Source organism: Streptomyces sp. NPDC033131 (assembly GCF_055578365.1).
Genome location: NZ_JBVIPA010000029.1, coordinates 62,891 through 89,190 on the forward strand (window position 1 = coordinate 62,891; position 26,300 = coordinate 89,190).

At 70.7% G+C, this 26,300-nt stretch carries 26 protein-coding genes and 2 pseudogenes; 14 read left to right on the forward strand and 14 right to left on the reverse strand.

The features are described from left to right. Positions 1-222: 222 nt before the first annotated feature. Both ACZ5XS_RS30805 and ACZ5XS_RS30810 read left to right on the forward strand, forming a co-directional pair. Entirely contained in the window at positions 223-1,866 is a 1,644-nt protein-coding gene (locus tag ACZ5XS_RS30805; protein ID WP_468656805.1) for a penicillin-binding transpeptidase domain-containing protein, read from the forward strand. 95 nt (positions 1,867-1,961) lie between these two features. After that, positions 1,962-3,644: a penicillin-binding transpeptidase domain-containing protein gene (locus ACZ5XS_RS30810; protein ID WP_468656807.1), complete on the forward strand. Its 1,683-nt coding sequence runs from the start codon at positions 1,962-1,964 to the stop codon at positions 3,642-3,644. On the opposite strand, the gene ACZ5XS_RS30815 is transcribed toward ACZ5XS_RS30810, so the two are convergent. Beyond that, positions 3,621-3,995 carry an SsgA family sporulation/cell division regulator gene (locus ACZ5XS_RS30815; RefSeq protein ID WP_217242454.1) on the reverse strand — a complete coding sequence of 125 codons (375 nt, stop codon included), beginning with the start codon at positions 3,993-3,995 and terminating at the stop codon, positions 3,621-3,623. The two genes, ACZ5XS_RS30810 and ACZ5XS_RS30815, sit on opposite strands and share 24 nt — an antisense overlap. A gap of 179 nt (positions 3,996-4,174) precedes the next feature. Here ACZ5XS_RS30815 and ACZ5XS_RS30820 point away from each other — a divergent pair, with 179 nt between their 5' ends. The 6 genes from ACZ5XS_RS30820 (at position 4,175) to ACZ5XS_RS30845 (ending at position 9,031) form a co-directional block, all read left to right on the forward strand. Next, positions 4,175-5,218 carry an energy-coupling factor ABC transporter permease gene (locus tag ACZ5XS_RS30820; protein ID WP_468656809.1) on the forward strand — a complete coding sequence of 348 codons (1,044 nt, stop codon included), beginning with the start codon at positions 4,175-4,177 and terminating at the stop codon, positions 5,216-5,218. A gap of 1 nt (position 5,219) precedes the next feature. Continuing rightward, positions 5,220-5,981: a cobalt ECF transporter T component CbiQ gene (gene cbiQ, locus ACZ5XS_RS30825; RefSeq protein ID WP_468656811.1), complete on the forward strand. Its 762-nt coding sequence runs from the start codon at positions 5,220-5,222 to the stop codon at positions 5,979-5,981. Continuing rightward, the gene (locus ACZ5XS_RS30830) at positions 5,969-6,736 is read left to right on the forward strand and encodes an energy-coupling factor ABC transporter ATP-binding protein (protein ID WP_468656813.1); all 768 of its coding nucleotides are present in this window, start codon (positions 5,969-5,971) and stop codon (positions 6,734-6,736) included. The genes cbiQ and ACZ5XS_RS30830 overlap by 13 nt, the downstream gene beginning before the upstream one ends. Positions 6,737-6,746: 10 nt before the next feature. Further along, positions 6,747-7,217, forward strand: a complete 471-nt coding sequence (locus ACZ5XS_RS30835; RefSeq protein ID WP_468656814.1) for a MarR family winged helix-turn-helix transcriptional regulator — start codon at positions 6,747-6,749, stop codon at positions 7,215-7,217. Positions 7,218-7,351: 134 nt separating this feature from the next. Continuing rightward, positions 7,352-7,822: an organic hydroperoxide resistance protein gene (locus ACZ5XS_RS30840; protein WP_468656816.1), complete on the forward strand. Its 471-nt coding sequence runs from the start codon at positions 7,352-7,354 to the stop codon at positions 7,820-7,822. 33 nt (positions 7,823-7,855) lie between these two features. Further along, positions 7,856-9,031, forward strand: coding sequence for a serine hydrolase domain-containing protein (locus ACZ5XS_RS30845; protein ID WP_468656818.1), 1,176 nt, complete (start codon positions 7,856-7,858; stop codon positions 9,029-9,031). Between the two features lie 4 nt (positions 9,032-9,035). Here ACZ5XS_RS30845 and ACZ5XS_RS30850 read toward each other — a convergent pair whose 3' ends face one another. Further along, on the reverse strand, positions 9,036-9,311 hold the full coding sequence (locus tag ACZ5XS_RS30850; protein WP_217242460.1) for a DUF1876 domain-containing protein: 276 nt from the start codon (positions 9,309-9,311) through the stop codon (positions 9,036-9,038). Between the two features lie 119 nt (positions 9,312-9,430). On the opposite strand from ACZ5XS_RS30850, the gene ACZ5XS_RS30855 reads away from it, so the two are divergent. Then, complete coding sequence (locus tag ACZ5XS_RS30855; RefSeq protein ID WP_468656820.1) at positions 9,431-9,835, forward strand: RidA family protein; 405 nt, start codon at positions 9,431-9,433, stop codon at positions 9,833-9,835. Positions 9,836-9,902: 67 nt separating this feature from the next. Here the strand turns inward: ACZ5XS_RS30855 and ACZ5XS_RS30860 are convergent. Continuing rightward, positions 9,903-10,025, reverse strand: a pseudogene (locus ACZ5XS_RS30860) (EamA family transporter); the annotation flags it as partial. A 26-nt stretch (positions 10,026-10,051) separates the two neighbouring features. Between ACZ5XS_RS30860 and ACZ5XS_RS30865 the strand changes: the two are divergent. After that, positions 10,052-11,500 (forward strand): recombinase family protein, encoded by a 1,449-nt coding sequence (locus tag ACZ5XS_RS30865; protein WP_468656822.1) that lies wholly within the window; start codon positions 10,052-10,054, stop codon positions 11,498-11,500. Between the two features lie 83 nt (positions 11,501-11,583). On the opposite strand, the gene ACZ5XS_RS30870 is transcribed toward ACZ5XS_RS30865, so the two are convergent. The 5 genes and pseudogenes from ACZ5XS_RS30870 to ACZ5XS_RS30890 all read right to left on the reverse strand — a co-directional run bounded on the left by ACZ5XS_RS30870 (position 11,584) and on the right by ACZ5XS_RS30890 (position 13,969). After that, entirely contained in the window at positions 11,584-11,952 is a 369-nt protein-coding gene (locus ACZ5XS_RS30870) for a hypothetical protein (protein ID WP_468656824.1), read from the reverse strand. A gap of 313 nt (positions 11,953-12,265) precedes the next feature. Continuing rightward, entirely contained in the window at positions 12,266-12,706 is a 441-nt protein-coding gene (locus tag ACZ5XS_RS30875) for a replication initiator (protein ID WP_468656826.1), read from the reverse strand. A gap of 26 nt (positions 12,707-12,732) precedes the next feature. Further along, positions 12,733-12,828 (reverse strand): annotated as a pseudogene (locus ACZ5XS_RS30880) (EamA family transporter); the annotation flags it as partial. Further along, positions 12,825-13,331, reverse strand: coding sequence for a YbaK/EbsC family protein (locus ACZ5XS_RS30885; protein ID WP_468656828.1), 507 nt, complete (start codon positions 13,329-13,331; stop codon positions 12,825-12,827). The gene ACZ5XS_RS30885 and the pseudogene ACZ5XS_RS30880, both read right to left, overlap by 4 nt. Before the next feature lie 86 nt (positions 13,332-13,417). Next, positions 13,418-13,969 (reverse strand): ATP/GTP-binding protein, encoded by a 552-nt coding sequence (locus ACZ5XS_RS30890; protein WP_468656830.1) that lies wholly within the window; start codon positions 13,967-13,969, stop codon positions 13,418-13,420. 165 nt (positions 13,970-14,134) lie between these two features. Here ACZ5XS_RS30890 and ACZ5XS_RS30895 point away from each other — a divergent pair, with 165 nt between their 5' ends. Further along, positions 14,135-14,809 carry a GNAT family N-acetyltransferase gene (locus ACZ5XS_RS30895; protein ID WP_468656832.1) on the forward strand — a complete coding sequence of 225 codons (675 nt, stop codon included), beginning with the start codon at positions 14,135-14,137 and terminating at the stop codon, positions 14,807-14,809. Further along, positions 14,806-15,267 carry a MarR family winged helix-turn-helix transcriptional regulator gene (locus ACZ5XS_RS30900; protein ID WP_468656833.1) on the forward strand — a complete coding sequence of 154 codons (462 nt, stop codon included), beginning with the start codon at positions 14,806-14,808 and terminating at the stop codon, positions 15,265-15,267. The genes ACZ5XS_RS30895 and ACZ5XS_RS30900 overlap by 4 nt, the downstream gene beginning before the upstream one ends. Positions 15,268-15,366: 99 nt before the next feature. On the opposite strand, the gene ACZ5XS_RS30905 is transcribed toward ACZ5XS_RS30900, so the two are convergent. Together ACZ5XS_RS30905 and ACZ5XS_RS30910 are read right to left on the reverse strand one after the other, a co-directional pair. After that, entirely contained in the window at positions 15,367-17,604 is a 2,238-nt protein-coding gene (locus ACZ5XS_RS30905) for an MMPL family transporter (protein ID WP_468656835.1), read from the reverse strand. 99 nt (positions 17,605-17,703) lie between these two features. Then, positions 17,704-18,303: a TetR/AcrR family transcriptional regulator gene (locus ACZ5XS_RS30910; protein ID WP_468656837.1), complete on the reverse strand. Its 600-nt coding sequence runs from the start codon at positions 18,301-18,303 to the stop codon at positions 17,704-17,706. A gap of 165 nt (positions 18,304-18,468) precedes the next feature. Between ACZ5XS_RS30910 and ACZ5XS_RS30915 the strand changes: the two genes are divergently transcribed. Further along, positions 18,469-21,696, forward strand: a complete 3,228-nt coding sequence (locus tag ACZ5XS_RS30915; protein WP_468656839.1) for a S41 family peptidase — start codon at positions 18,469-18,471, stop codon at positions 21,694-21,696. A 159-nt stretch (positions 21,697-21,855) separates the two neighbouring features. Here ACZ5XS_RS30915 and ACZ5XS_RS30920 read toward each other — a convergent pair whose 3' ends face one another. The 4 genes from ACZ5XS_RS30920 to ACZ5XS_RS30935 form a co-directional block, all read right to left on the reverse strand. Beyond that, the gene (locus ACZ5XS_RS30920; RefSeq protein ID WP_217242513.1) at positions 21,856-22,080 is read right to left on the reverse strand and encodes a hypothetical protein; all 225 of its coding nucleotides are present in this window, start codon (positions 22,078-22,080) and stop codon (positions 21,856-21,858) included. A gap of 92 nt (positions 22,081-22,172) precedes the next feature. Then, positions 22,173-23,057, reverse strand: a complete 885-nt coding sequence (locus tag ACZ5XS_RS30925) for an SDR family oxidoreductase (RefSeq protein WP_468656841.1) — start codon at positions 23,055-23,057, stop codon at positions 22,173-22,175. After that, on the reverse strand, positions 23,054-24,007 hold the full coding sequence (locus tag ACZ5XS_RS30930) for an alpha/beta fold hydrolase (protein ID WP_468656843.1): 954 nt from the start codon (positions 24,005-24,007) through the stop codon (positions 23,054-23,056). Before ACZ5XS_RS30930 ends, ACZ5XS_RS30925 begins: the two co-directional genes overlap by 4 nt. Further along, positions 24,004-25,512 (reverse strand): flavin-containing monooxygenase, encoded by a 1,509-nt coding sequence (locus tag ACZ5XS_RS30935; protein ID WP_468656845.1) that lies wholly within the window; start codon positions 25,510-25,512, stop codon positions 24,004-24,006. Before ACZ5XS_RS30935 ends, ACZ5XS_RS30930 begins: the two co-directional genes overlap by 4 nt. A gap of 132 nt (positions 25,513-25,644) precedes the next feature. On the opposite strand from ACZ5XS_RS30935, the gene ACZ5XS_RS30940 reads away from it, so the two are divergent. Further along, complete coding sequence (locus tag ACZ5XS_RS30940; RefSeq protein WP_468656847.1) at positions 25,645-26,289, forward strand: MerR family transcriptional regulator; 645 nt, start codon at positions 25,645-25,647, stop codon at positions 26,287-26,289. Positions 26,290-26,300: the final 11 nt, after the last annotated feature.

Here is a 26,300-nt window from a genome sequence, read left to right on the forward strand (position 1 = left end):
TCGGTGGGACCAGCTTGGGCGAGGCGCGGGAGGGCCCGCATGAGTAGCCGTACTCAAAAGCAGGGCGTCGCGCTATTCGGCCACGTGTTCCCACAGGTTCGCTCAACAAAAGCGAAACACCCGTTACAGCCGTCACGGCTTCCGCATAGAGTGCGAGCGATCAGGAGCCTTTCTGAACGCGTTCAGAAGATGCGTGGAAGGCGCAACGGGGAGGGGAAGCCCATGGGCAAGGGGGTAAAGACCGCCGTCATCGGCGGTGTGTTCGCCGTGATGGTCGGCGGCGCGGGGTACGGGGCGTACAACATCGTGTCCGCGCTGAACGGCGGCGGGGACGGGGGCGGCGGGACGGGTTCGGCCGGGCCGGCCGAAGTCAAGAGCGGGCCGCCGAGCGCGGACGAGGTCAAGGAGACGACCGGCAAGTTCTTCGCGGCCTGGGAGAAGGGCGACGCGGCGGACGCGGCGGGGTACACGAACAACGACACGGCGGCCGAGCCACTCCTCACGGCCTACGCCGGGGCCGCCCACATCAGTGACGTGAAGATCACTCCTGGTGCGGCGTCCGGTGCCACCGTGCCCTACACGGTGAAGGCGAAGGTGGCCTACGACGGGAAGTCGAAGCCGCTGACGTACAAGAGCGAACTGACCGTGGTGCGCGGGGTCACTACCGGGCGCGCGCTGGTCGACTGGCAGCCGTCCGTGATCCACCCCGAGCTGCAGCGGGACGACACCCTGGTCGCCGAGGAGTCGGCGAACCCGCCGATCGAGGCCGTGGACCGGAACGGGACGGTGCTGACGGAGGAGAAGTACCCGTCCCTGGGGCCGATCCTGGACGCGCTGCGCGGCAAGTACGGCGACAAGGCCGGCGGCACCCCAGGCGTCGAACTGGCGATCCGGCACGCCGCCGGGGGCGCCGCCGACACCCCGCTGCTGACGCTCGTCGAGGGCGAGCCGGGCAAGCTGGAGACCACGCTCAGCGCGACCGCGCAGGCCGCCGCGGAGAAGGCGGTCAAGCTGTACGCCCAGTCGTCGGTCGTCGCCGTCAAGCCCAGCACGGGTGAGGTGCTGGCGGTGGCGAACAACCGGGAGGACGCCTTCAACGCGGCCTTCGAGGGCACCGTGGCACCCGGCTCCACCATGAAGATCATCACCGCCGCGATGCTCATAGACAACGGCGTGACCTCGATGAACGGTCCGGCGCCCTGCGACAACACGGCCGTGTGGCAGAGCCAGACCTTCAAGAACCTCACGAACATGCAGCCCAACGAGAACGCCACCCTCGCCAACAGCTTCCTGCGGTCCTGCAACACCGCCTTCGTCAAGCTCATCGACGAGAAGCCGCTCACCGACGAGTCGCTGACCACCGAGGCGCAGACCCGCTTCGGGATCGGCCTGGACTGGAAGACCGGCGTCGTCTCCTTCGACGGCCGGGTCCCCGCCTCCGCCGGCCCGGACCGTGCGGCCAACGCCATCGGGCAGGGCCAGGTCCAGATGAACCCGCTGAACATGGCCTCCGTGACGGCCACCGCCGTCACCGGCGACTTCCGCCAGCCCTACCTGGTGTCGCCGAAGCTCGACGACCGCCAACTGGCCACCGCCAAGGGGCTGCCGTACAACACGGCCTCCCAGCTGAAGCAGATGATGCGGCTGACCGCGACCCAGGGCACCGCCCAGAAGGCGATGGCCGGGCTCGGCGGCGACATCGGCGCGAAGACCGGTTCCGCCGAGGTCGACGGGCAGGCCGTGTCCAACAGCTGGTTCACCGGCTTCCGCAACGACGTGTCCGCGGCGGCGATGACCGAGGAGGGCGGACACGGCGGCGACGCGGCCGGGCCGATTGTCGCAGCTGTGCTACGAGCTGCCGGCTGAAGTCGTCCGCAGGGGACGGGACTCTAGGGTGGGGTCGTCGTTGAGGTGCATGAGGGCAACGGGGACCCTGGAGATCTTGCGGAGGATCGAAGGCTGTGGGTAACAGAAGGCGCGTCGCCGAGCGACGGAAGACCAAGCCCGCCGTGATCGGCGGGATGATCGCCGTGGTGGTCGGCGGCGCCGGCGCCGGCGTCTACGCGCTGTACGGCGGCGGGGCCGCGGCCGACGACCGCACCCAGTCGACGTCCGCCACCGCCGAGGAGAAGGCGAAGGACATCCCGTCCGGTCCACTGTCGGCGACCGAGGTCACCACCGCCGCGCGGACGTTCCTCACGGCCTGGCAGCAGGGCAAGGTGACCGCCGCCGCGGCCGCCACCGACGACGCGAAGTCGGCCACCACCCTGCTGACCGGCTACACCAAGGACGCCCACATCAAGGGCGTCACGCTCACCGCGGGCGCCCGCACCGGCGACAAGGTCCCCTTCTCCGTGAAGGGAACGGTGTCGTACAAGGGCACCGAGAAGCCGCTGGCGTACGACAGCGCGCTCACCGTGGTCCGCGGCACCGGCGACGGGAAGCCGGTCGTCGACTGGCACGCCTCCGTCCTCCACCCGGACCTCCAGGACGGCGACACCCTGGTCACCGGCGAGTCCGGGACCCCGCCGATCAAGGCGGTCGACCGGGACGGCGGCGAGCTGACCGAGGCGAAGTACCCGTCGCTGGGCACGGTCCTGGACGGGCTGCGCGAGAAGTACGGCAAGACGGCGGGCGGCAAGGCGGGCATCGAACTGCGGGTCGTGCGCGGTACGTCCGCGAAGTCGTCGAAGGCGTCCGACAAGACCCTGCTGGAGCTGAGCAAGGGCACGCCGGGCACCGTGAAGACGACCCTGGACCCGAGGCTCCAGGCGGCGGCCGAGGCACAGGTGGCCAGGAAGGCACGGTCGTCGGTCGTTCTGATGCGTCCCTCCACGGGCGAGATCCTCGCCGCGGCGAACGCCTCCCACGGCTTCAACACCGCCTTCCAGGGCTCCCTCGCCCCGGGCTCCACGATGAAGGTCATCACCTCGTCGATGCTGATCGAGAAGGGGCTCGCGTCGGCGGACAAGGCGCATCCGTGCCCGAAGTACTTCACGTACGGCGGCTGGAAGTTCCAGAACGACGACAAGTTCCAGATCAAGGGCGGCACCTTCAAGGCGAGCTTCGCCCGGTCCTGCAACACCGCCTTCATCAGCCAGGCACCCGACCTGGAGAACGACGACCTGACCAGGCAGGCCCAGCAGGTGTTCGGCCTGGGACTGAACAACTGGGCCATCGGTGTGCCGTCCTTCGACGGCTCGGTGCCGGTGCAGAGCGCGGCCCAGATGGCGGCCTCGCTCATCGGGCAGGGCGGGGTCCGGATGAACCCGCTGAACATGGCGTCGGTCTCGGCGACGGTCGCGTCCGGCACCTTCAGGCAGCCCTACCTGGTGTCCCCGACGGTCGACGACCGCACCCTGGCGAAGGCCTCGCGCACCCTGTCCGCGGGCACCCTCTCCCAGTTGCGGGAGCTGATGGCGTACACGGCGGCCTACGGCACGGCGGCCGAGGCCATGTCCGGGGTCACCGGGAACGTCGGCGCGAAGACCGGTTCGGCGGAGGTCGACGGCCAGAAGAAGCCGAACGGCTGGTTCACCGCGTACCGGGGCGACCTGGCGGCCGCGGGCGTGGTCCAGCAGGGCGGCCACGGCGGCGAGACGGCGGGACCGATCGTGGCGTCACTGCTGAAGCTGGGCGGCTGACTCCCCGCGTCCCACCGGTGTCGCCAGGTACGTCCGCCGCAGGAACCTGAGCAGCGCCTTCGTCTCGAACTGGACCACCGAGACGCCCTGCGCGGAGTGGAACTCGACCACGGCCTGCACCCGGCCGCACGGCCACACGCGGACCTCACCGCTGCCGACCGGGGCGCGCAGCCCCTGTTCGAGGAGGGAGCGCGAGAACGTCCACTCGTCGTGGGTGCTCGGCAGACCGACCCGGACCGAACGCGGGTCGGTCTCGGGGTCGTAGCGCAGGATCACCGGGACGGCCTCGTCCTCCACGACGTCCGCGTCCGAAACGATGTGGGCTCGCGCGTACTGTTCGACTACAGACATCGTGACGGGCCTCTCACGCTGCGTAACCTGTGCGGAATCTGTGCATCCACTGTCCCTCCAGCGTCGCATATTTCCCGGATTCCGCCCCCGGGGCCGCACTCCTTGCTCCTGACCACGGACAGCTGTTCGTGGCGCAGCTCTCTTGCAAGTAGTTCGCAACAAGCCACTATCATCGAACGGTGCATGTTCCTGACGGATTTATCGACGCCCCCATCTCGGTGGCGACCGGCGCGGTCGCCGCGGCCGCGGTCGCTGTGAGCCTGCGCGGCGCCCGCCGTGAACTGGACGAACGAACCGCGCCGCTGGCCGGCCTGGTGGCGGCGTTCATCTTCGCCGTGCAGATGCTGAACTTCCCCGTCGCGGCGGGCACCAGCGGACATCTGCTCGGCGGTGCGCTCGCGGCGATCCTCGTCGGCCCCTACACCGGTGTGCTGTGCATTGCCGTGGTCCTGCTCATGCAGGGCATCCTGTTCGCGGACGGCGGTCTCACCGCGCTCGGTGTGAACATCACGGTCATGGGCGTCGTCACCACGGTCGTCGCCTACGTCCTCTTCCGCGGGCTGGTGAAGGTGCTGCCCCGCAAGCGGCGCTCCATCACCGTCGCCTCCTTCGTCGCCGCCCTGGTCTCCGTGCCCACCGCGGCCCTCGCCTTCACCTTCCTCTACTGGCTCGGCGGCACCACCGACGTCGCGATCGGCAAGGTCGCCACCGCCATGGTCGGCGTGCACATCCTGATCGGCGTCGGCGAGGCCGCGATCACCGCGCTGACCGTCGGTGCCGTCGTCGCCGTCCGCCCGGACCTCGTGTACGGCGCCCGTGGCCTGCACCAGAAGCTGAAGCTGCGGGTGAACGGCGAGCTGGTCGACGTGCCCGACGCCGAACCGGTGCCGGTCGCCGCCCGGTCCCACCGCAAGGTGTGGGCGGTCGGCCTGGTCACCTCCCTCGTCCTGGCCGGGTTCGTCAGCTTCTACGCCTCCGCGAACCCCGACGGTCTGGAGAAGGTCGCCGCCGACAAGGGCATCGACGCGAAGACCGAGGAGCACGCGGCCGCGGACTCCCCGCTCGCCGACTACGGCGTCAAGGACGTCGACGACGCCCGCCTGTCCGGCGGTCTCGCCGGTGTGATCGGCGTCGGGGCCACGGTCGTCGCGGGCGGCACCGTGTTCTGGGCGGTGCGCAGGCGCCGTACGAACGACACCTCGCCCGTGAGCTCGGGCGTCTGACATGGGTGCCGGACACGCGCACAAGCTCTACCGGCACGGGCACTCGCCCGTGCACGCCCTGCCGCCGCACACGAAACTCGCGGCGACCTTCGCCTTCGTGCTGGTCGTGGTGTCGACCCCGCGGGAGGCGATGTGGGCGTTCGGGCTGTACGCCGTGCTCCTGGCCTGCGTCGCGTACGCGGCCCGTGTGCCGGCCGGTTTCCTGCTCAAGCGGCTGCTGATCGAGGTGCCGTTCGTCGCCTTCGCGGTGCTGATGCCGTTCGTGGCGGAGGGCGAGCGTGTCGAGGTCCTGGGCCTCCAGCTGAGCGTGAGCGGCCTGTGGGGCGCCTGGAACGTGCTCGCCAAGGGCACCCTCGGCGTCGCCGCGTCCGTACTCCTCGCCTCCACGACCGAACTGCGCGAACTCCTCCTCGGACTCCAGCGGCTGAGGCTCCCGCCGCTGCTCGTGCAGATCGCCTCCTTCATGATCCGGTACGGCGACGTCATCACGGACGAGATGCGGCGGATGCGGATCGCCCGGGAGTCACGGGGCTTCGAGGCGAGCGGCGTCGCACACTGGGGCGTCCTCGCGAAGTCCGCGGGGGCGCTGTTCATCCGTTCCTACGAACGCGGCGAGCGCGTGCACCTGGCCATGATCAGCCGCGGGTACGCCGGTTCGATGCCGGTCATCGACGAGGTGACCGCGTCCCGGGCGCAGTGGTCGTCCGCGCTGACCCTCCCGTTCGCCGCCCTCGTCGTATGTCTGCTGGGATGGACGCTGTGACCGCTTCCCTCGAGGTCTCCGGCCTCGCCTTCGCCTATCCCGACGGCCATCAGGCCCTGTTCGGCGTGGACTTCGCCATCGCCCGCGGCGAGCGGGTCGCGCTGCTCGGGCCGAACGGCGCCGGCAAGACGACCCTGGTGCTGCACCTCAACGGCATCCTGAGCGGCGGCACCGGCACCGTGAAGGTCGCCGGGCTGCCCGTCGGCAGGCAGCACATGGCCGAGATCCGGCGCAAGGTCGGCATCGTCTTCCAGGACCCGGACGACCAGCTCTTCATGCCGAGCGTGCGCGAGGACGTGGCGTTCGGGCCGGCGGCGGCCGGGCTGAAGGGGCCCGAGCTGGAGCAACGCGTGCGGACGGCCCTGGAGCGGGTCGGCATGCAGGACTTCGCCGACCGGCCCCCGCACCACCTCTCCTTCGGACAGCGGCGCCGGGTGGCGGTCGCGACGGTGCTGGCGATGGAGCCGGAGATCCTCGTCCTCGACGAGCCCTCCTCCAACCTCGACCCCGCCTCCCGCCGCGAACTGGCCGACATCCTGCGGTCCTTGGACGTGACCGTCCTGATGGTCACGCACGACCTGCCGTACGCGCTGGAGCTGTGCCCGCGCTCGCTGATCCTGAGCGACGGCACGATCGCCGCCGACGGGAAGACCGGGGAGCTCCTGGCCGACGACGAGCTGATGCGCGCCCACCGGCTGGAGTTGCCCTTCGGTTTCGATCCGCGTCCGGCGCCGGTGCCCGAGGGCCGTCCGTGACAATGGGCGCGTGACGAACCAAGAGGACGCCGGTGCCGAGGGCTCGCTGCTGCTGGACGACCAGCTGTGCTTCGCGCTGTACGCCGCCCAGCGGGCGGTGACGGCCGCGTACCGGCCGCTCCTGGAGGACCTCGGCCTCACCTACCCGCAGTACCTCGTGCTGCTGGTGCTGTGGGAGCGCGGCGAGATCACGATCAAGGAGCTGGCGGGTGCCCTGCGCCTCGACTACGGCACGGTGTCGCCGTTGCTGAAGCGGCTGGAGAGCGCGGGGCTCGTGCGCCGGGAGCGCGCGGTGAGCGACGAGCGCTCGGTGCTGGTCGCGTGCTCGGGGCGCGGGGAGGAGCTCAAGGAGCGCGCGGGGCGGGTGCCCGGCGCCCTGCTCACGGCCACGGAGCTGGGCGGCGCGGAGGTCGCGCGGCTGCGTGAGGAGCTGTGGCGGCTCGCGGACCGGGCGGAGGCCGCGGCCGAGCGCGCCCGCTGACGTCCCCGTCGGCACCTCCCGCCGGCACGCCCCGCTGACATCGGGTTACCCGCGGTTGCCTCCCCCCGGCCGTGGAAGACATGGCTACCGGCCGGTACCTTGTGCACGATGTATCTGCTGGGGGAGGTTCTGCCGTGATCGAAGAGACCGTCGAAAGTGCCGCCGTCTCCGTCTCCGTCGACACCCGTCCGACGAAGATCGCATACGTCGCCGAGGCCACCGCGCACGGCGGCCGGGACGGCTACGTCACCAGTCAGGACGGGCAGATCGAGCTGAAGGTCGCCATGCCGCCGGAGCTCGGCGGGGACGGCAACGGCACCAACCCGGAGCAGCTGTTCGCGGCCGGCTACAGCTCCTGCTTCCACAACGCGCTGGTCATGGTCGGCCGCCGGTCCGGCTACGACCTGTCCGGTTCCACGGTCGCCGCGAAGGTCGGCATCGGCCCCAACCAGCACCGCGGATACGGCCTCGCGGTCGCCCTCAGCGTCTCGCTCCCGGTCCTCGACACGGACATCGCGGCGAAGCTGGTGGACGCGGCGCACGAGGTCTGCCCGTACTCGAACGCGACCCGCGGGAACATCGACGTGACGATCCTGCTTGGCTGAGGGGACCCGCACGGCGAGACGAGGAGTACGGACGTGGACGTGAACGGCACAGTCGCCGAGGGCTTCGAGCCGGTCAGGGAAGCGTTCGCGAGGAACTTCGACGCGCTCGGGGACCGGGGCGCGGCGGTCGCCGTCTACCGGGACGGGCGCAGGGTCGTCGACCTGTGGGCCGGCACCAGGGACATCGACGGCACCGAACCCTGGCGGCGCGGCACCGCGCAGATCGTGCGCTCGGCGACCAAGGGCGTCGCCGCCGCCGTACCGCTGCTGCTGCACCAGCGCGGGCTGCTGGACCTGGACGCGCCGGTGGGCGAGTACTGGCCGCAGTTCAAGGCACGCGGCAAGGAGCGGGTGCTGGTCAGGCACGTGCTGAACCACCGTGCCGGCCTCCCCGTCCTGGACCGTCCGCTCACGCCCGAGGAGGCCCTGAACCCGGCGCGGGGCGCCGAGGCGGTCGCCGCCCAGGCCCCGGTCTGGGAGCCGGGCACCGACCACGGCTACCACGCCCTGACGTACGGCTGGATGCTCGACGAACTCGTGCGGCGCGTGACCGGTCTGTGGGCCGGCGGGTGGATCGCGGAACAGATCGCCGGCCCGCTGGGCGCCGACCTGTGGCTCGGGCTGCCGCGGGCCGAGGAGGAGGCGGGACGGACCGGGCGGGTGGGCCGGATCGAGACGCCGGAACCCGCCACCGGAGCGGGCCTGCGGGTCCGCCCCAAGCGGGCGGTCACCGAGGCCTACGACGACCCCGCCTCCCTCACCCGCCGCGCCTTCGCCGCGATCACCCCCTTCCCCGACCAGAACGCCCCGGCGTACCGTGCGGCCGCCCTGCCCGCGACCAACGGCATCGCGACCGCCGACGGCCTGGCCCGCTGCTACGCGGCGCTGATCGGCGAGGTCGACGGCGTCCGGCTCTTCGACCCGGCCACCCTGGAGGCGGCCCGGACCGAGGAGTCGGCGGGGCCGGACCGCGTCCTGGTCGTGAACACCCGCTTCGGCCTCGGCTACATGCTGCACGGCAGCGCGTCGCCCCTCCTCGGCCCGGGTTCCTTCGGCCACCCGGGCCGCGGCGGCTCCCTCGGCTTCGCCGACCCGGAGACCGGCATCGCCCTCGGCTATGTGACGAACGGCTTCCGCAAGACCGTGACGGCGGATCCGCGGGCGCAGGCTCTGGTCAGGGCGGTGCGCGGCGTCGTCGTGGCGGCGTAGCGGCTCAGACGTTGATCGGGTGGGACGTCCGGCCGGACGCCTCGTCGATCTCGTCGTGGGCTTTGGTCAGCAGGCGCATGGCGAGCTCGTTCAGGGCCCGCGCGCCCGCGACCTCCTCCCCCACCCTCGGCTGGTTCGCGTCGGTGCGGTGGCGGCTCGCGTGCCCCTGCGCGCGCACCTCGGAACCGTCGGGCAGCCGGACCATCGCGACCGCTCGCGTGTGCTGATCGTCCTCCCGGAACTCCAGCTCGACGTGCCATCCCACAGCGGTGTGCATCATGACGATCACCTCCGAAACATCTGCTTCCAGGGTGCTCCTCCGGGGGCAGGGGCGCACGGCCTGAGGAGCCGCCCGCCGGTCCCGGAACAGTCCGCCCCTCGCGGGGCGTTCCTCCGGACATGACGCCCGACCAGCGCACCATCACCAACCCGCCCGCCCTGCACGACCCCACGCCGTTCGGCTACAGCCACGCGGTCTCCGCGCCCGGCGAAATCGTCTTCATCGGCGGCCAGTACGCCTCCGACGCCACCGGCGCCCCCGTCCCCGGCGACTTCGCCGCACAGGTGGACCTGGCCTTCGACCGGCTGCGCTCCGCCCTGGCGGGAGTGGGGCTCGGCTTCGAACACGTCGTCCGGCTCGGCACGTACATCGTCGACCACGACCTCACCAGGCTGGAGATCCTCGGCAAGGCACTGCACACCAGCTTCGGCGACCGGCTGCCGGCGCAGACCCTGAGCGGTGTCGCCTCGCTCGCGCTGCCCGGGATGCTGTTCGAGGTCGACGCGGTGGCGGTACGGCCGTAAGGACGCCGGCCGCGGTGGCAGTGCGGCCGTAGGAGCCGCTGGCCAAGGCGACGTACGCCCGTACTCCCTACCCGGCGTGCAGCATCAGCCCGATCCCGAGCACCAGGAGCCCCGCCGCGGCGATGCGCGGGGCTCCGAACCTCTCCTTGAAGAACACGGCACCTATCGCCGCGCCCACGATGATCGACGTCATACCCGGCTCATACCGTGTTTGTCATGAGCCGATCGAAGTTACCCAAGACCGCCATCACCTCGGGCGAGCCCGCGGCGATCTACTGCCGGATCTCCCACACCAGGGACGAGGATCAGACCGGCGTCGACCGACAGGAACGCATCTGCCGGGAGATCGCCGAACGGCTTCAGCTCCGTGTCGAGGCGGCCCACATCTATGTGGACAACAACCGTTCGGCGTGGCAGCGCAACCGCAAGCGGCCCGGATGGGAAGAGATGCTCAGGGCGATGGGGGAAGGAGAGATCCGGCACGTCATCGTCTACCACCCCGACCGCCTCATGCGGCAGCCCAAGGATCTTGAAGAGCTACTCTCCACAGCCGACGACAAACGGGTTCTTCTGCATGGCGAGGCGAACCGGCGCGATCTCTCGGACCCCGACGACCGGTTCATCCTCCGTATCGAGGTGGCGCACGCGTGCCGCTCCTCCGACGACTCGTCGCGACGGCTGAAGGACGCCCTGAAGGACAAGGCCCGCGAGGGCAAGCCGCACGTGGGTAATCGTCCCTACGGCTACACGGGCAACGGTCAGGCGATCATCGAGGAAGAAGCGAAGATCGTCCGCGAGGTCTTTCGACGTTACCTGGACGGCGAGTCGCCCATGGGCATTGCCCAGGACCTGACCGCGCGGGGAGTGACGACGTCCAAGGGCAAGACGTGGCAACCGGAGAACGTCCGCCATCTGCTGTCGTCCAACTTCGTGGCGGGTGTCCGGATCCACCAGGGCGAGGAGGTGGGAACCGGGACGTGGCCCGCCATCATCGATCGCGGCCAGTGGGACGAGGTTCAGCGGCTCAGGGAGTACCGGGCCAAGCAATCCAGGAATGAGCAGAAGCGACCGGGCCGCTTCTATCTGCTGCGCGGAGTCGCGACGTGCTCATGCGGAGCCCGCATGGCCGGTACGAACAGCGTGCGGTACGCCTACTACCGGTGCACGCGAGCCGACGAAGTCGGACAGCAGAAGTGCGGACGCTCCGTCTCCGCCGTTCCTCTCGAAGCGTTCGCGCGGGATGTGGCGATCAACGTCCTCGCGAAGTTGGACACGTCCGGCTACGAGCCCGCGACGACCACGCGTCCCGAGGCCGATGTGATCGCGGACGAAAAGGACCGCGCGAAGCTGGAGGAGTTGAAGCAACTGTGGCTCACGGATGACGACTTCACGACCGCCGAGTTCCACGCCATGCGCGCCGTCGTACTCAAGCGCATGAAGGAGCGCCAGCGGAAGACGGTCAAGCGGCCTCTCGCTGTCCTGGAGGGGATTGCCGGTCCGGAGGCCGAAGCCAACTGGAGGAAGTTGGGGGAGGAAGAGGACTACGAGCGCATGAACGCGATCTACCGTTTCCTGTTCGCGGCCGTAGTGGTACTCCCTGCGACGAGGAAGGGCAGGGGGTTCGACACCAACCGAGTGGACATCAAGCCGAACCCGCTGGACTAAAGGGTGTCCTACCTTTCAGGCCCGGGTCTGAAAGGTAGGACACCCTTTAGTGACCTAACCGACCGCTTTCATGCTGAGCGGTCTCACCACTTCCACGTGTCGGGAGAGGTGGCGGTTGGAATCACACCGATGCCGTAGTTGCTGATCGTGACGGCTACGTAGCGGTCGCCGCCATAGATGTTGAGCTGGCACCAACCTCCACGTTCGGACCACTTCCACCAGTCCCTGCTCCCGCTCTGGGGAGAGAAGGGCTCAAGACGTGATGCCTGTCCCGGCTGAAGACCTCGTACGTCGATTCCGGCTTGGCTTCCGCCGCCCTCCCAGTACACCTTGCCGTCAAGGGGGCCGGTGGTGATGTTCACGACGAAGAACTCGTGCGTTTGGTCACCATCACCCATGTCACCTTTCGGCTCGCCGCCGTTCTGCGGAGCCCGATCTGAACTGGTAGCCATCGCTTCCTCCTCATGATTGGGAACGGGTACAGTCCACACTCGGAGAATCTTCTTGTTCGCGCGCGCCCTACTGGTCCGCAAGCGTGCGATTAGGTGAATATTTCCCCTGTATGGACGCCTTAGGCTTTCACTGTTCGAGCTGCCGGGCCCAGGCCCTAAAGGTTGTCCTACCTTTCAGACCCGGGTCTGAAATCCTTCCGTGCAGGGCCGAGGAGCCGCGCGAGGCGCGCAGCGCTCTTCGGCCCTATTCGTGTCGGGAACTTGGCCGCCTGCCGCTCGACCGCCCGCGACCACTGCTCGTTGTGGCGTCTCGTCACCCAGGCACCTCACGCTCTTCACGCGCGATCTCACGGTTCGTGGCGATGTCTTCGGCGATTCCGGCGGCGATGAGTGCGGCGCCGGGGGTGTGGCCGGAGCCGACGTAGCGCCAGTGCCCATCCGTGGCCGTGCCGGGCATCGTGTCGGGACCGACGTGTTCGGCGCGGTCGGCGCGAAGGGCCGCGTAGGTCGTTGAGTAGGCGCGGGATTTGGTGAGGATGTGGCCGCGGTAGCCGAGGGTGTGGGCCCAGGCCCGGAGGTTCAGAGGTGCATGTTCGGGCAGACCGCCGAGGCGCCAGCAGGTGCGCATGAGCGCCCGCACGTGGTCGGTGACGGGGACCGCGCCGATGTCCTCCCAGGCCGTGAGCCTGTGGTCGGTGCCGGCGCCTGTCTCCTGCGCTCCCTTGGTGACGTACTTGGCGACGTACGCGGCCACGGCATCATCGTCCGGTCCGACTCCGTACCGGTGAGCTTGTCGGTGATCTGGTGCGCGATGGCGTTCCAGCTCGCGTGGGTGACCGCGGCCAGCAGCACGGCCGCGGTCACCAGCGGGGTCATGAGGTGCGCTCGCGCACATCCACCAGGGCGGCGCCGGCGTGGGCGACAAGGTCCTCGGGCCGCATGGGGAAGACGGTGTACGGGGTGCCGGCCGCTGCCCAGACGGTGTCGTGGTCGAGGAGGGAACGGTCGGCGAGGACCCGGGTCCGGGTGCGGTGCCCGAAGGGCGGCACGCCCCCGATCGCGTATCCCGTCGTCTCCCGTACGACGTCAGCCTTGGCGCGGGTGACCTTCCCGGCACCCAGCGCCTCCCGGACCCGGTCGAGATCGACCCGGGAGGAACCGTCCATCAGCACCAGCACCGGCACGCCGTCCGCCGCGAAGATCAACGACTTGCAGATCTCGCTCAACTCGCATCCGAGCGCTGCCGCGGCCTCGGCGGCGGTCCGCGTGGCGTCCGGGAAACGCCGGATGCGCGGGCGCAGGTCGTCGAGGCCGAGTTCGCGCAGGGCCGCGGCGAAACGGGGGTGGGCTGCGGAGCCGTCAGTGTCGGTCGTCGTCATACCCGGCACGCTAGCGGTGCGTGTACGGGGCATGCGACCCGGTTACGGCCTCGTCCCCACGCCTGCGCCTACTCCACGAAGCCGCTTCAGGCTCCGCAGGCGGGCCCTGAGATCACCGAGCGGACCGCTGCCACCCGGTCGGCCAGATCGCCGGCGGGGATGTCGATGAGCTCGTAGCCGAACGCGCGGTAGCTCTGTTCGTGGAACTCCTCGAAGACAAGTGACTCCTGGAAGCTGATCCGCCGGGCACTGGTCGGCTCGCAGAAGCCCAGCGGGCGGACGAAGAGGACCTGCCGCTCATAGATCTCGCCGGTGGTGATCCGCTCGATCTCCGCCGTCAGCGCCCGGGACACCGGCCGCCCCTGGTAGGTGGCCAACGCGTGCGTGCAGACCGGCGACCGGTCGAAGACCTGGACGGTTCCCGCAACGGGCCCGCCCAACTGCCGTTCCCTCTGCAGCTCGACGACCTCGTCGACGAAGTCCGCCCGCGTCCACGGCTCCTCCTCGCCCCGGGCCTGCGCCCGCGCGATGACCGCGGTCGCCGCCTCCTCCACGACCGCGTAACCGAGCTCGGCCAGGCCGCGCAGGATCGAGGTCTTGCCGGCTCCGGGGGTACCGGTGAGGACGTACCGCTGCATGTCGTGAGGCCTTCCGTACGGTGATGGACGGGCGTGGCTGAGGCCCCGAGCCCACTCGGGACCGCCGGCCGGCGGGAGGGGGCGGGGCGGGGCGGGCGCGTTGCTCGAACGGCTCATGCGCCGGAGGCGGTTGCGGGAGCGCTCCCGAACCAGCAGATTACGACGATGACTTCGGCACCCGCACCCGAGATACGCCCCTACCGCCCCGCCGACCGCCCCGCCCTCGACGACATCTGCGTCCGCACCGCACACGTCGGCCAGGACAGCCGCCCCCACTACGCCGACCCCGGCATCTTCCCGGCGGTCTTCGCGGCACCGTACGTCCACCTGGAGCCCGGCCTGGCCTTCGTCCTGGACGACGGGCACGGACAGGCCGTCGGATACGTCCTCGGCACCGCGGACACGCCCCGCTTCGTCGAGGACTTCCGGGCGAAGTGGCTGCCGCTGGTGGCCGATCGGTACCCCGAGCCGAAAGCCCCGCCCCGTACTCCCGACGACGAGATCATCCTCCTGCTGCACCACCCCGAGCGCATGCTCGTCCCGGAGGTCGCCGCCTACCCGGCCCACCTCCACATCGACCTGCTCCCCGGCTGGCAGGGGCGCGGCTACGGGCGGGCCCTGATGCGGACCTTTCTCGACGCCCTGCGGGAGAAGGCCGTACCGGCCGTGCATCTGTCCATGCTCACGGCCAACACCCCCGCCCGGGCCTTCTACGACCGCCTCGGCTTTCACGAGATCGAGGTGCCGGACGCCGATCCGGGCGTGACCTATCTCGGGCGCGGGACAGAAGGCGGGGGAGAGAAGCCGGCAGACAGTAGCCATGTACCGTATTCGTCGTGAGTGACGACGCACCGAAGCCCCCCTCCCCCACCCCCGGCTACCTCGTCTGGCGCCTGGCCAACAAGTGGCGTACCGCTGTCGACCAGGCCCTCGCGCCCTTGAACCTGACGCATGCGCAGTACGTCCTGCTGGCCTCCCTGAGCGGGATGGAGCGGTCGGGCCGGCAGCCGAGTCAGCGGGAGCTCGCCGACCACACGGGGCTCGAGGCGCTGTACGTGTCGAAGCTGGCGCGGTCGGTGGAGGCGGGCGGGCTGGTCCGGCGTACCCGGGATGCCGAGGACACCCGGGTCGTACGGCTGGCGCTGACCGACGAGGGCCGTAAGGCCGTGCGGCCCGCCATCGACGCCGTCCAGGTGCTGCTCGACCAGTTGCTCACCCCGCTCGGCGGGCTGGACGACCGGCGGACCGACGACTTCAAGCGCACCCTGACGCGGCTCCTCGACACCCCGCTGGGCTGAAGAGCGACACCTCACTGGGCTGAGAACGAGGAAGCCGGTGAGGACGCCCCGTCCCCACGGAGCCCTCACCGGCTGGTCAAGCAGGGGATGCGCTGCGCGTCAGACGCGCACCAGCTCCCGGTCCTCGTCCGGATCCGCGTCCCTGACGTCATCCAGCGTGCGCAGGCTCTCGCCCTCGACGTCCACGTTCGGCAGGGCGCGGTCCAGCCACTTCGGCAGCCACCAGGCCTTCTTGCCGAGGAGCGCGAGCACCGCCGGGACGATCGCCATGCGGACCACGAACGCGTCGAAGAAGACGGCGATCGCGAGGCCGAAGCCGATCATCTTGATCATCGACTCGCTGGAGCTGATGAAGCCGCCGAAGACGGCCATCATGATGACCGCGGCGGCCGCCACGACCCGGGCACTGTGCCGGAAGCCGGTCACGATGGCCTGGCTCGGCGACTCGCCGTGGACGTACGCCTCCCGCATGCGGGTCACGAGGAAGACCTCGTAGTCCATCGCGAGACCGAAGACCACGCCGACCATGAAGATCGGCATCATCGACATGATCGGGCCGGTCTCCTCGACGCCGATCAGGCCGCCGAGCCAGCCCCACTGGAAGACCGCGACCACGGCACCGAGTGCGGCGAGCACGCTGAGCAGGAAGCCGAGGGCCGCCTTCAGCGGGACCAGGATCGAGCGGAAGATCACGATCAGGAGCAGGAAGGCGAGGCCGACCACCAGGGCCAGGTACGGGACCAGCGCGTCGGTGAGCTTCTGCGAGAAGTCGATGTTCATCGCGGTGGTGCCGGTGACGAGGACCCTCGCACCCGTGTCGGACTGGATGTCGGTGCCCTGGTCGCGGATCGAGTGCACCAGGTCCTCGGTCTGCACCGAGGACGGCTTGGAGTCCGGGATCACGGTGATCGTCGCCGTGTCGCCGGCCTTGTTGAACGCGGCCGGGGTCACCGTCACGACGTCCTTGAGACCCTTGATCCCGTCGGTGACCGTGGTGGCCGCCGCCTTGGGGTCGTCGCTGTCCTTGGCGTCGACGACGATCATCAGGGGGCCGTTGAAGCCGGGGCCGAAGCCCTCGGACAGCAGGTCGTAGGCCCGGCGCTGGGTGGTGGACGTCGGCTGCGAGCCGTCGTCGGGCAGGCCCAGTTCCAGCTGGGTGGCCGGGACGGCGATCGCGCCCAGACCGACCACGCCGAGCAGCAGCACGGCGACCGGACGGCGGATGACGAAGCTCGCCCAGCGGACGCCCAGGCCGGGCTTGGCCTGCGCCGCGGACTTCTCGGGCGCCTTGGACGTGTCGCCGCCACGCCGCTTGCGCTTCTCGCCCGTCGGGCGGACCTTCTTGCCCGCGTACCCGAGCAGCGCCGGGATGAGGGTCAGTGCGATGAGGACGGAGACCACGACCGTGCCGGCCGCCGCGAGGCCCATCTTGGTCAGCATCGGGACGCCGACGACGGAGAGGCCCGCCAGTGCGATCACGACCGTGAGACCCGCGAAGACGACCGCCGAGCCGGCGGTGCCGGTGGCCCGGCCTGCCGCCTCCTCGCGGTCACGGCCCTCGGCCAGCTCGCCCCGGTAGCGGGAGACGATGAACAGCGCGTAGTCGATGCCGACCGCGAGGCCGATCATCAACGCGAGCGTGGAGGTGGTGTCGCCGAGGTCGAGCGCGTTGGCGAGGGCGGTGATGGTGGAGACGCCGATGCCGACGCCGATGACGGCCGTCAGCAGCGGCAGTCCGGCCGCGACCAGCGAGCCCAGGGTGAGGACGAGGACGAGCGCGGCGATGGCGAGACCGATGGCCTCACCGATCGCCCCCGGCTCGGCCGCGGCCTGCAGGGCGTCACCTCCGATGTCGACGGTCAGGCCGGTGGCCCGGGCCTCGTCCGCGGCCGCTTCGAGGGCGTCGCGGGTCGTTTCCTTCAGCTCCATGCCGGGGGCGTCGTACTTCACGGACGTGTAGGCGACCGTGCCGTCCTTGCTCACGGCGTTCGTCGTGAACGGGTCGGTGACGGAGACGACCTCGGAGCCGTCGCTCAGTTCCTTGACGGTCTTGGCGACGGTCGCCTTGTTGCCGGCGTCCGTCATCTTCTCGCCCTCGGGCGCCTTGAAGACGATGCGGCCGGTCCCGCCGTCGGCGCTGGCGCCGGGGAAACGCTGTTCGAGCAGGTCGAAGGCCTTCTGTGCCTCGGTGCCCGGGATGGAGAAGGAGGTGGCGCCCGCGGAGGGGGCGCTGGCCGCGCCGACGCCGGCCAGCGTCAGCAGGGCGACCCATATCAGGGCGACGAAATGCCGTCGCCGGAAGGCGAGCCGGCCGAGTTTGTAGAGGAACGTGGCCACGAAGGCGTACTCCCGGTCAGGTCGTGGTTTTCAGGGCAGCGGTCGTCAGCCCGACGACGTGAGCGGTTACGTCAGGTGGGGTCCAGCTGTGGGGACTTGCTAGGGAACCGAGACGCCGAGGGCGGGGAGGACCACGGCGTCGATGTACGAACGAAGGAACTCCTGCGTGGGCGGCAGCTCGTCGATCAGCGTGCGGGTGGCGAAGGCGCCGACCATCATGTGGACGACGTACTCGCGCGCCGGGCAGTCGGCCCGGACCTCACCGCGGTCCACCGCGCGCTCCATGACCTTGCGGAACTCACCCATCTCCGGTTCGACGAGCAGCTCCTTGAGCGCCCGCATGAGATCCGGGTTCGAGTGCGCCGCCATGGCCAGCGCCCGCATCAAATCGGAGTTGCGCTCCATGGTGCAGTCGTCCTCGCGTGCCACGAGGGTCTGGAAGTCGCCCCGCAGGGATCCGGTGTCGACCTCGCCGATCCTGCCCGGCTTGCTGTGCCGCATGGCCTTGACGACCAGTTCGGGCTTGCCGCCCCACTGGCGGTACAAGGTCGCCTTGCTGGATCGCGTACGGGTGGCGACGGCGTCCATGGTGAGGGCGTCGTAGCCGACTTCCCGGAGCAGGTCGAGCACGGCCGCGTAGAGCTCGGCCTCGCGCTCGGGCGTGATCCGACTGCGGCGCACCGTTGCGACTTCAGTCATGACACTCACCTTCCGGCTCCGAACGACACGGTTTCGTACGTGACGAATGTAGCGCACTCTCATGCGAAACGAAACTGTTTCGTTCGTGTCGCGGGTCACCCGCGGCCGGCTCGTACATGTTTTCCATAAGTTGCCCGGGTCCGTCCCCGGGAAAAGCATGGGGAGGTGAGCTATCTGCGCCTTCCGCATCTGAGCGGCGAACTGCTGTGCTTCGTGGCCGAGGACGACCTCTGGCTGGCCCCCCTCGACGGCCCGGGCCGCGCCTGGCGGCTCACCGTCGACCGCACCAAGATCGGCCACCCCCGCTTCTCGCCCGACGGCCGCCATCTCGCGTACACGAGCTGGCGGAGTCTGGTCCCGGAGATCCATCTCGTGCCGGTGGACGGCGGGCCGGGCCGGCAGCTCACCCACTGGGGGTCCGCCGACACCCAGGTCTGCGGCTGGACCCCCGAGGGGGACATCCTCGCCGTCGCCTCCCACGGTGAGCCCTTCTCCTACTTCACCTGGGCGTACAAGGTCCACCCCGACGGCGAGCCCGGCCGCAAGCTCCCCTGGGGCCCGGTCTCCGACATCCAGGCCGCCGACCTCGACGGCGAGCGCAGAACCCTGCTCCTCACCGGCACCCCACCCCACGAACCGGCCGCCTGGAAGCGCTACCGGGGCGGGGCGACGGGGAGGCTGTGGCTGCACGGCGAGCGGCTGCTGCCCGATCTCCAGGGCCACCTCCACTCCCCCCTGTTCGTCGGCGGCCGGATCGCCTTCCTCTCCGACCACGAGGGCGTCGGCAACCTCTACTCGTGCGCGTACGACGGCTCCGGCCTGCGCCGCCACACCGACCACGACGCCTTCTACGCCCGGCACGCGGCGAGCGACGGCACCCGGGTGGTGTACCAGTGCGCGGGCGACCTGTGGATCGTGGACGACCTCGCCGCGGACTCGGCGCCCCGCCGGCTCGACGTCCGGCTGAGCGGTCCGCGCGCGGGCCGCCGCCGGTACCAGGTCCCGGCCGCGCAGCACGTGGACGGCATCTCGGTGGACGAGACGGGCCGCGCGAGCGCGGTCGTCGTCCGCGGCAGCCTGTACTGGCTGACCCACCGCGACGGCCCGGCCCGGACGATCACGGACATCCCGGGCGTACGGGTCCGGCTCCCCGAGATGCTCGGCTCGGGCGGCCAGGTCGCGTACGTGACGGACGCCGAGGGCGAGGACGCGATCGAGATCGCCTACCTCCCGAGGGCGACCGGGGACCGTGAACCCCGGCGCCTGGCCTCCGGCGAGCTGGGGCGGGTGCTGGAGCTGGTCTGCGATCCGCAGGGCGAGCGCCTGGCCATCGCCTCGCACGACGGACGGCTGGTGCTGATCGACGCGACGGACGACTCCACCGGCGAGGTGACGGAACTCACCCACTCGGTCAACGGGCCGGTGCGCGACCTCGCCTTCTCACCGGACGGGGCCTGGCTGACGTGGTCGCATCCGGGAATCGGGCGGTCACTTCGGCAGATCAAGATGGCGCGGATGAAGGACCGGCTGATCGTCGAGGTCACCAACGGCCGCTTCGAGGACGAGAACCCGGTGTTCACGAGGGACGGCCGCTATCTGGCGTTCCTGTCGTGGCGCGGCTTCGATCCCGTCTACGACGTGCACACCGGCGACCTGTCCTTCCCGCTGGGCTGCCGCCCGTACCTGGTCCCCCTGTCCTCCGCCACCCCCTCCCCCTTCGCGCTGAACCCGGAGGGCCGGCCCGCCGCCGGGGGCCTGGACCCCGTCGAGGACGAGGGCGGCGACGGCGACGGAACGGTGATCGTCGAGGTCGAGGGCCTGGAGAGCCGGGTGACGCCCTTCCCGGTCACCGCCTCCAAGTACTCGGCGCTGTACCCGGTCGCGGGCGGCGGGCTGGTGTGGCTGCGCTGGCCGATCTCCGGGGCACTCGGCGAGACGTTCGCCAACCCGGACGACACCAGCGGCCGGCCGACCCTCGAGTACTTCAACATCACCAAGGCGAAGAAGTCCGAACTCGTCGAGCATCTGGACTGGTTCGCGGTCAGCGGCGACGGCTCGCGGCTGGTCGTCGTGGACGAGGGCGAGCTGCGGGCGGTGCCGGCCAACGAGATCGGCGACGGGGACTCGACGGTCTGGATCGACGCGCGCCGCATCCTCCACGAGGCCGATCCGGCCGCCGAGTGGCGCCAGGCGTACGACGAGGCCGGCCGGCTCATCCGGGCCTACTTCTGGGACCCCGGCATGTGCGGCATCGACTGGGACGCGGTGCTCGACCAGTACCGCCCGCTGGTCGAACGGGTCGCCTCCCCCGACGAGTTCGCGGACCTGCTCCGCGAGGTGCTCGGCGAACTCGGCACCTCCCACGCCTACGTCTCCGCCGCCCGCCGCAACGAGGGCCCGCCGCACTACCAGCGCCGGCAGGGCCTCCTCGGCGCCAACCTGGTCCGGCGCGACGACGGTTGGACGGTCAGCCGGATCCTGCCCGGCGACTCCTCGGACTCCAAGGCGCGTTCACCGCTGGCCGGCACCGGCATCCGGGAGGGCGCGGTCCTCACCCACGTGGACGGCCGGCCGGTGGATCCGGTGACGGGGCCGTACCCGCTGCTCGCGGGGGCGGGCGGCACGACGGTGGAGCTGACGTTCACCCCGGCGGAGGGGGAGGGACTCGCCCGGCGCGTGGCGGTCGTACCGCTCCTCGACGAACGGCCCCTGCGCTACCAGGACTGGGTGGCCAAACGCCGGGCCGTCGTACGGGAGTTGAGCGGCGGACGCTGCGGCTATCTGCACATCCCCGACATGGGCGGCTCGGGCTGGGCCCAGTTCAACAGGGACCTGCGCATGGAGGTGTCGCGGCCCGCGCTGATCGTGGACGTACGCGGCAACGCGGGCGGCCACATCAGCGAGCTGGTCGTGGAGAAGCTGACCCGCAGGATCCTCGGCTGGGACCTGACACGCGACGCCCAGCCGGTGTCGTACGCCTCGAGCGCCCCGCGCGGGCCGGTGGTCGCCCTCGCCGACGAGGCGACCTCCTCGGACGGCGACATGATCACGGCGGCCTTCAAGCTGCTCGGGCTCGGCCCGGTGGTCGGCCAGCGCACCTGGGGCGGAGTGGTCGGCATGACCGGCCGCCACCGGCTGGGCGACGGCACGGTGATCACCGTGCCGATGAACGCGGCCTGGTTCGACGCGTACGGCTGGTCCGTGGAGAACCACGGCGTCGCCCCCGACCTGGAGATCCTGCGCACCCCGCTGGACTGGGCGGAGGGCAGGCACGCGCAGTTGGACGACGCGGTGAAACTGGCCCTGGACCTCCTGGACACCAACGCCCCGGCCACTCCGCCGGATTACTCGAACGTCCCGGACCGGTCACGGCCGAAACTCCCGCCGCGATGACAGAGCGCGGACGAGAGCGGACGTGACAGGACGGACGTCACAGGACGGACGTCACAGGACGGACGTCACAGGACGGACGTCACAGGACGGACGTCACAGAGCGGACGTCACAGAAGGGGCGCCCCCGATCGGGGCACCCCTTCTGTTCAGCGTGCAGCGTCAGGCGTCGTAGTCCTGGCTGAAGCGCTCCTCTTCTTCGCGGCGGAGACGCTCGGCCTCCTCGTCACGCTCACGCATGGGGTGCATGGGGTCCTGCCCCGGGCGGCCGCGCTCCTGGTCCTGCCGGCCACGCTCCTGGCCCTTCTCCCGGCCCTGCTGCACCTTCTGCTTGGCCTGCTCCTGCCACTGCTCCGACTTGTCCTGGAACTTGTCCTTCATACCCATGTGGGTTCACTCCCATAGAGGGTGGGGGATGTTGGGGCCCTTTGGCGGGGCCTCGACCAGATTCACACGGGCGGACACAGTGCGCATTTCGATCAACTACGGTGCGTAGCGCGCGCCTCCTCATCAGCGGCCCCACCTGCGCCGACGAGCCCCGACCGCATGCCCTCCAGCCGGGTCGAGAACCGCCGCATCTCCCGCTGTCCGACGGTCCCGACGACCGCGGGCAGATACCCGCGCACCCCCTGCATCCCGCGCAGCCACCACTGGCCGTAGACGTGACTCGACCTGCGCTCGATCCCGGCGACGATCCGGTCCACCGCCGGCCCCAGCGGGTACGTCTTGTTGGACGGCCACGGCAGCCGCTGCCGCAGTTCCCGCATCACGTCGTCCTGATCCGCACCCCGCACCATGTCGGTGTCGGTCCACGACAGGTACCCGACGCCCACCCGCACGCCCCGGTGGCCGACCTCGGCGCGCAGGCTGTGCGCGTACGCCTCCACACCGGACTTGGACGCGCAGTACGCGGTCATCATCGGCGCCGGGGTGATCGCGGCGAGGGAGGCGATCTGCAGCAGATACCCCCGGCTCTCCGTCAGCACCGGCAGGAAGGCCCGCGCGGTCATCGCCGATCCGATCAGGTTGACCTCGATCACCCGCCGCCAGGCCACGGGATCCGAGTCGACGAAGGGCCCGCCGGTGGCGACCCCCGCGTTGGCGACGACGATGTCCACCTTCCCGAACCGCTCCTTGACCTCCTCGGCCACCCGGGCCATCGCCTCGTGGTCAGTGACGTCGGCGTACCAGTGGGCGTTCTCGCCGTGCAGCCGCTCGGCGACCTGCTTGAGCAGGTCCGGCTCCAGCCCGACCAACGCCACCTTCGCCCCGCGCGCCGACAGCTTGCGGGCCAGCAACTCCCCCACGCCCCGCGCGGCTCCGGTGACGACGGCGACCTGTCCTTCGAGACCGACCCTGCTCATGCGTCCTCCTTGACGTGACCGACGGGACCGACGGGACCGACGGGACCGACGTGGACGTACGCGCCGACGAGCTCCCGGATCTTCCCGGTGACCTGCTCGGGCGCCTCGACGGGCGTCATGTGGCCGATGCCGGGCAACTCGGCCAGGCCCAGGCAGACGGGCAGCGCGGCGACCAGCGCGCTGGCCTGCACCGGGGGCGTCAGCCGGTCGGCCGAGCCGACCAGGACAGCCGTCGGGACGTTCAACTCCCGTACGTGGTGGTCGAGGTCGAGCAGGCCGAGCACCTCCGACCAGGCGTGCCGCACCTGGCGCGGACACGCGTGCACGATCCGGGCGCACGCCTCGACCATGTGCGGGGCCGCACCGGCGCCCATCGTCCCGTACCTGAGGATCCGCCGGGCGAGCGGCGTGACCGGCCCGAGGGGGGCGCGCGAGCCGAGGAGCCGCCTGGTCAGGAACGTCCGCAGCCGGCCCGCCCGGATCGGCAGCACCAGCGACTCGGCGACCAGCCGTGACGCACCCGTACTGCACAGCAGTACGGCCGCCGCGTGCTCCCGGAAGCCGGCTCTCCCGGCCGCCGCCATCACCGTCATCCCGCCCATGGAGTGACCGGCGATCACCGCCTTCTCCCCGGGCGCGAGGGCCGCTTCCAGTACGGCTTCGAGGTCGTCGGCGAGCGCCTCCGTACCGCAGGCACGGCTCGCCGGACTGCGTCCATGGCCACGCTGGTCGTAGGCGATCACCCGGTGGTCCGTGGCCAACTCCCGGATCTGCGCCGCCCAGAAGGCCGTGGAGCAGGTCCAGCCGTGGGCGAGGACGACGGCCGGCGCGCCCTCGGGCCCGTGCACCTCGACGTGCAGGCGGGCGCCGTCGGCGGAGACGGCGGTGAGCACGCGGGCCGGGACGGGCGGGGCGTAGGGACCGGAGGAGACGTGGAGGAGGCGGCTCATGCGCCGACCTCGGCCTTCCGCACGGCCGGCGTGCGCAGCACCTCGTACTCGCTCAGGTCCACCTGCCGTGTCGCCCGCCGGAACTCGGCCGTGGTGCCCGGCCAGATGGTGCTGTTGCGGCCGTTCGCGTCCAGGTACCAGCTCTCGCAGCCGGTGTTCCACACCGTGCGCTTCATGCGCTCCTGCACCCGCCGGTTCCAGGACCGCACGGCTCCGGGGCGGGCGTCCAGGGCCACCCGGCCGCCGAGGACGCGCAACTGCCGTACCAGGTCGGCCATGTAGTTCAACTGCGACTCGATCATGAGGATCATGGACGAGTTGCCGAGGCCGGTGTTGGGCCCGATGACGGTCATCCAGTTGGGGAACCCGGGCACCGAGGCGCCCCGCAGCGCCTCCATGGCGCCACCCGCCGCCCAGGCCTCGGCGAGCGTACGGCCGTCCGCGCCCACCACCCGGTCGGCGATCGGCATGTCGGTGACGTGGAAGCCCGTGCCGAACACGATCACGTCGGCCTCGGCCTCGGTGCCGTCGGCGGCGACGAGGGTCGAGCCGCGGACCTCGCTCAGGCCGCTCGCGACGACGTCCACATTGGGCTCGGCCAGCGCCGGGTAGTAGTCGCTGGACAGCAGGATCCGCTTGCAGCCGATGCGGTAGTCGGGCGTCAGCTTGGCGCGCAGGGCCGGGTCCTTGATGGAGCGGGCCATGTTCCGCTTGGCCAGCGCCTCGACCAGGCCCAGCTCGTCGGGGCGCTTGGTGAACAGCTGGACCTGCAACTCCCGGATGCCCCACAGGAGTCCGCGCCTGAGCTGCGCGGTGACGGGCAGCCGCCGGTGCAGCAGGCGCTCGGCCCCGGTGATCGCCCGGTCGACGCGGGGCATCACCCAGGGCGGGGTGCGCTGGAAGAGGGTGAGTTTCTCGGCGAGGGGCTGGACGGCCGGCACGATCTGGATGGCGGAGGCACCGGTCCCCACCATGGCGACCCGCTTGCCGCGCAGGTCTAGGTCGTGGTCCCAGCGGGCCGAGTGGAAGACCTTGCCGGGGAAGGTGTCGAGCCCCGGGATGTCCGGGATCCTCGGGTCGGACAGCGGGCCGGTGGCGGAGACGACGAAGTCCGCGGAGAGCGAGCCGGCGGCCGTCTCGATGTCCCAGCACAGCCGTCCCGCGTTCCAGGTCATCGTCTTGACCTCGGAGTCGAAGCGGATGTGCGGGCGCAGCCGGAAGACGTCGGCCACGTGCTCCAGGTAGGCGCGGATGTGCCGCTGCCCGGAGAAGGTGCGCGGCCATTCGGGGTTGGGCGCGAAGGAGAACGAGTACAGGTGGGACGGCACGTCGCAGGCGCACCCCGGATAGGTGTTGTCCCGCCAGGTGCCGCCGACGCCGCCGGCCCGCTCCAGGACGACGAAGTCGGTGACGCCCTCGCGCCGCAGCCGCACGGCGGCGCCGAGTCCGCCGAACCCGGACCCGATCACCGCCACCCGTACATGCTCGTGTTCGTGCTCGGCCATCCCGAAGCCTCCACGCGTCGCCTTGGACTCTGCCAGTGAACACTGGCGCAATGGGGAGAGTAGAGCAGCTCCGTACCGATGGGTAGGGGCCGGGCCGAGGAAGTTACCGGGAGTACGACATAGGCTGCGCTCGTGACGGAGAAGCGCGAATACCGCATGGAGGAACTGGCACGACTGGCCGGCATCCCCGTGCGCACCCTGCGCTTCTACCGCGAACGCAAACTGATCGCACCGCCCCGCCGCGAGGGCCGTATCGCCTGGTACGACGACCACCACCTGGCCCGTCTGCGCACCATCGCGGCGCTCCTGGACCGTGGCCACACCCTCAGCAGCATCGCCGAACTGGCGGAGGCCTTCGAGCACGGCCGCAACGTCGGCGAACTCCTCGGCATGGACACCCCGACCGAGGAGGAACCGGTCCGCCTCACCCCCGAGGAACTCGCCGCCCGCTTCGAGGGCGAGGTCACCCCCGAGAACCTCGCCACCGCCCTGAACCTCGGCTACCTCGGCACCGACGGCGACGAACTCGTCCACATCAGCCGCCGCCTCCTGGACGTCTCCTCGGCCCTGGTCCGCGAGGGCATCCCCCTCGCAGAGGTCCTTCAGGCAGGCAAGCGCGTCCGCGAACACGCCGACGCCCTCGCCGAACTCTTCGCCGACGTGATCCTGCGCCACGCCCCCGAGGAGGACCTCCAACGCCTGCGCCCGCTGGCCCGGAGCGTGGTGGAGGCGGAACTGTCACTGGCGCTGGACCGGCGGATGCGCAAGCGGCGTTAGAGGTCGACGTC

What these genes read in the sequence shown, in the direction of transcription:
- ACZ5XS_RS30815 (WP_217242454.1), bottom strand. Translation starts at nt 3,995, where the DNA reads ATGTCTGTAGTCGAACAGTACGCGCGAGCCCACATCGTTTCGGACGCG.
- ACZ5XS_RS30910 (WP_468656837.1), bottom strand. Translation starts at nt 18,303, where the DNA reads ATGACTGAAGTCGCAACGGTGCGCCGCAGTCGGATCACGCCCGAGCGC.
- ACZ5XS_RS30920 (WP_217242513.1), bottom strand. Translation starts at nt 22,080, where the DNA reads ATGGGTATGAAGGACAAGTTCCAGGACAAGTCGGAGCAGTGGCAGGAG.
- ACZ5XS_RS30850 (WP_217242460.1), bottom strand. Translation starts at nt 9,311, where the DNA reads ATGATGCACACCGCTGTGGGATGGCACGTCGAGCTGGAGTTCCGGGAG.
- ACZ5XS_RS30805 (WP_468656805.1), top strand. Translation starts at nt 223, where the DNA reads ATGGGCAAGGGGGTAAAGACCGCCGTCATCGGCGGTGTGTTCGCCGTG.
- ACZ5XS_RS30930 (WP_468656843.1), bottom strand. Translation starts at nt 24,007, where the DNA reads ATGAGCCGCCTCCTCCACGTCTCCTCCGGTCCCTACGCCCCGCCCGTC.
- ACZ5XS_RS30890 (WP_468656830.1), bottom strand. Translation starts at nt 13,969, where the DNA reads ATGCAGCGGTACGTCCTCACCGGTACCCCCGGAGCCGGCAAGACCTCG.
- ACZ5XS_RS30885 (WP_468656828.1), bottom strand. Translation starts at nt 13,331, where the DNA reads ATGACGACGACCGACACTGACGGCTCCGCAGCCCACCCCCGTTTCGCC.
- cbiQ (WP_468656811.1), top strand. Translation starts at nt 5,220, where the DNA reads ATGGGTGCCGGACACGCGCACAAGCTCTACCGGCACGGGCACTCGCCC.
- ACZ5XS_RS30895 (WP_468656832.1), top strand. Translation starts at nt 14,135, where the DNA reads ATGACTTCGGCACCCGCACCCGAGATACGCCCCTACCGCCCCGCCGAC.
- ACZ5XS_RS30935 (WP_468656845.1), bottom strand. Translation starts at nt 25,512, where the DNA reads ATGGCCGAGCACGAACACGAGCATGTACGGGTGGCGGTGATCGGGTCC.
- ACZ5XS_RS30830 (WP_468656813.1), top strand. Translation starts at nt 5,969, where the DNA reads ATGGACGCTGTGACCGCTTCCCTCGAGGTCTCCGGCCTCGCCTTCGCC.
- ACZ5XS_RS30855 (WP_468656820.1), top strand. Translation starts at nt 9,431, where the DNA reads ATGACGCCCGACCAGCGCACCATCACCAACCCGCCCGCCCTGCACGAC.
- ACZ5XS_RS30865 (WP_468656822.1), top strand. Translation starts at nt 10,052, where the DNA reads ATGAGCCGATCGAAGTTACCCAAGACCGCCATCACCTCGGGCGAGCCC.
- ACZ5XS_RS30870 (WP_468656824.1), bottom strand. Translation starts at nt 11,952, where the DNA reads ATGGCTACCAGTTCAGATCGGGCTCCGCAGAACGGCGGCGAGCCGAAA.
- ACZ5XS_RS30925 (WP_468656841.1), bottom strand. Translation starts at nt 23,057, where the DNA reads ATGAGCAGGGTCGGTCTCGAAGGACAGGTCGCCGTCGTCACCGGAGCC.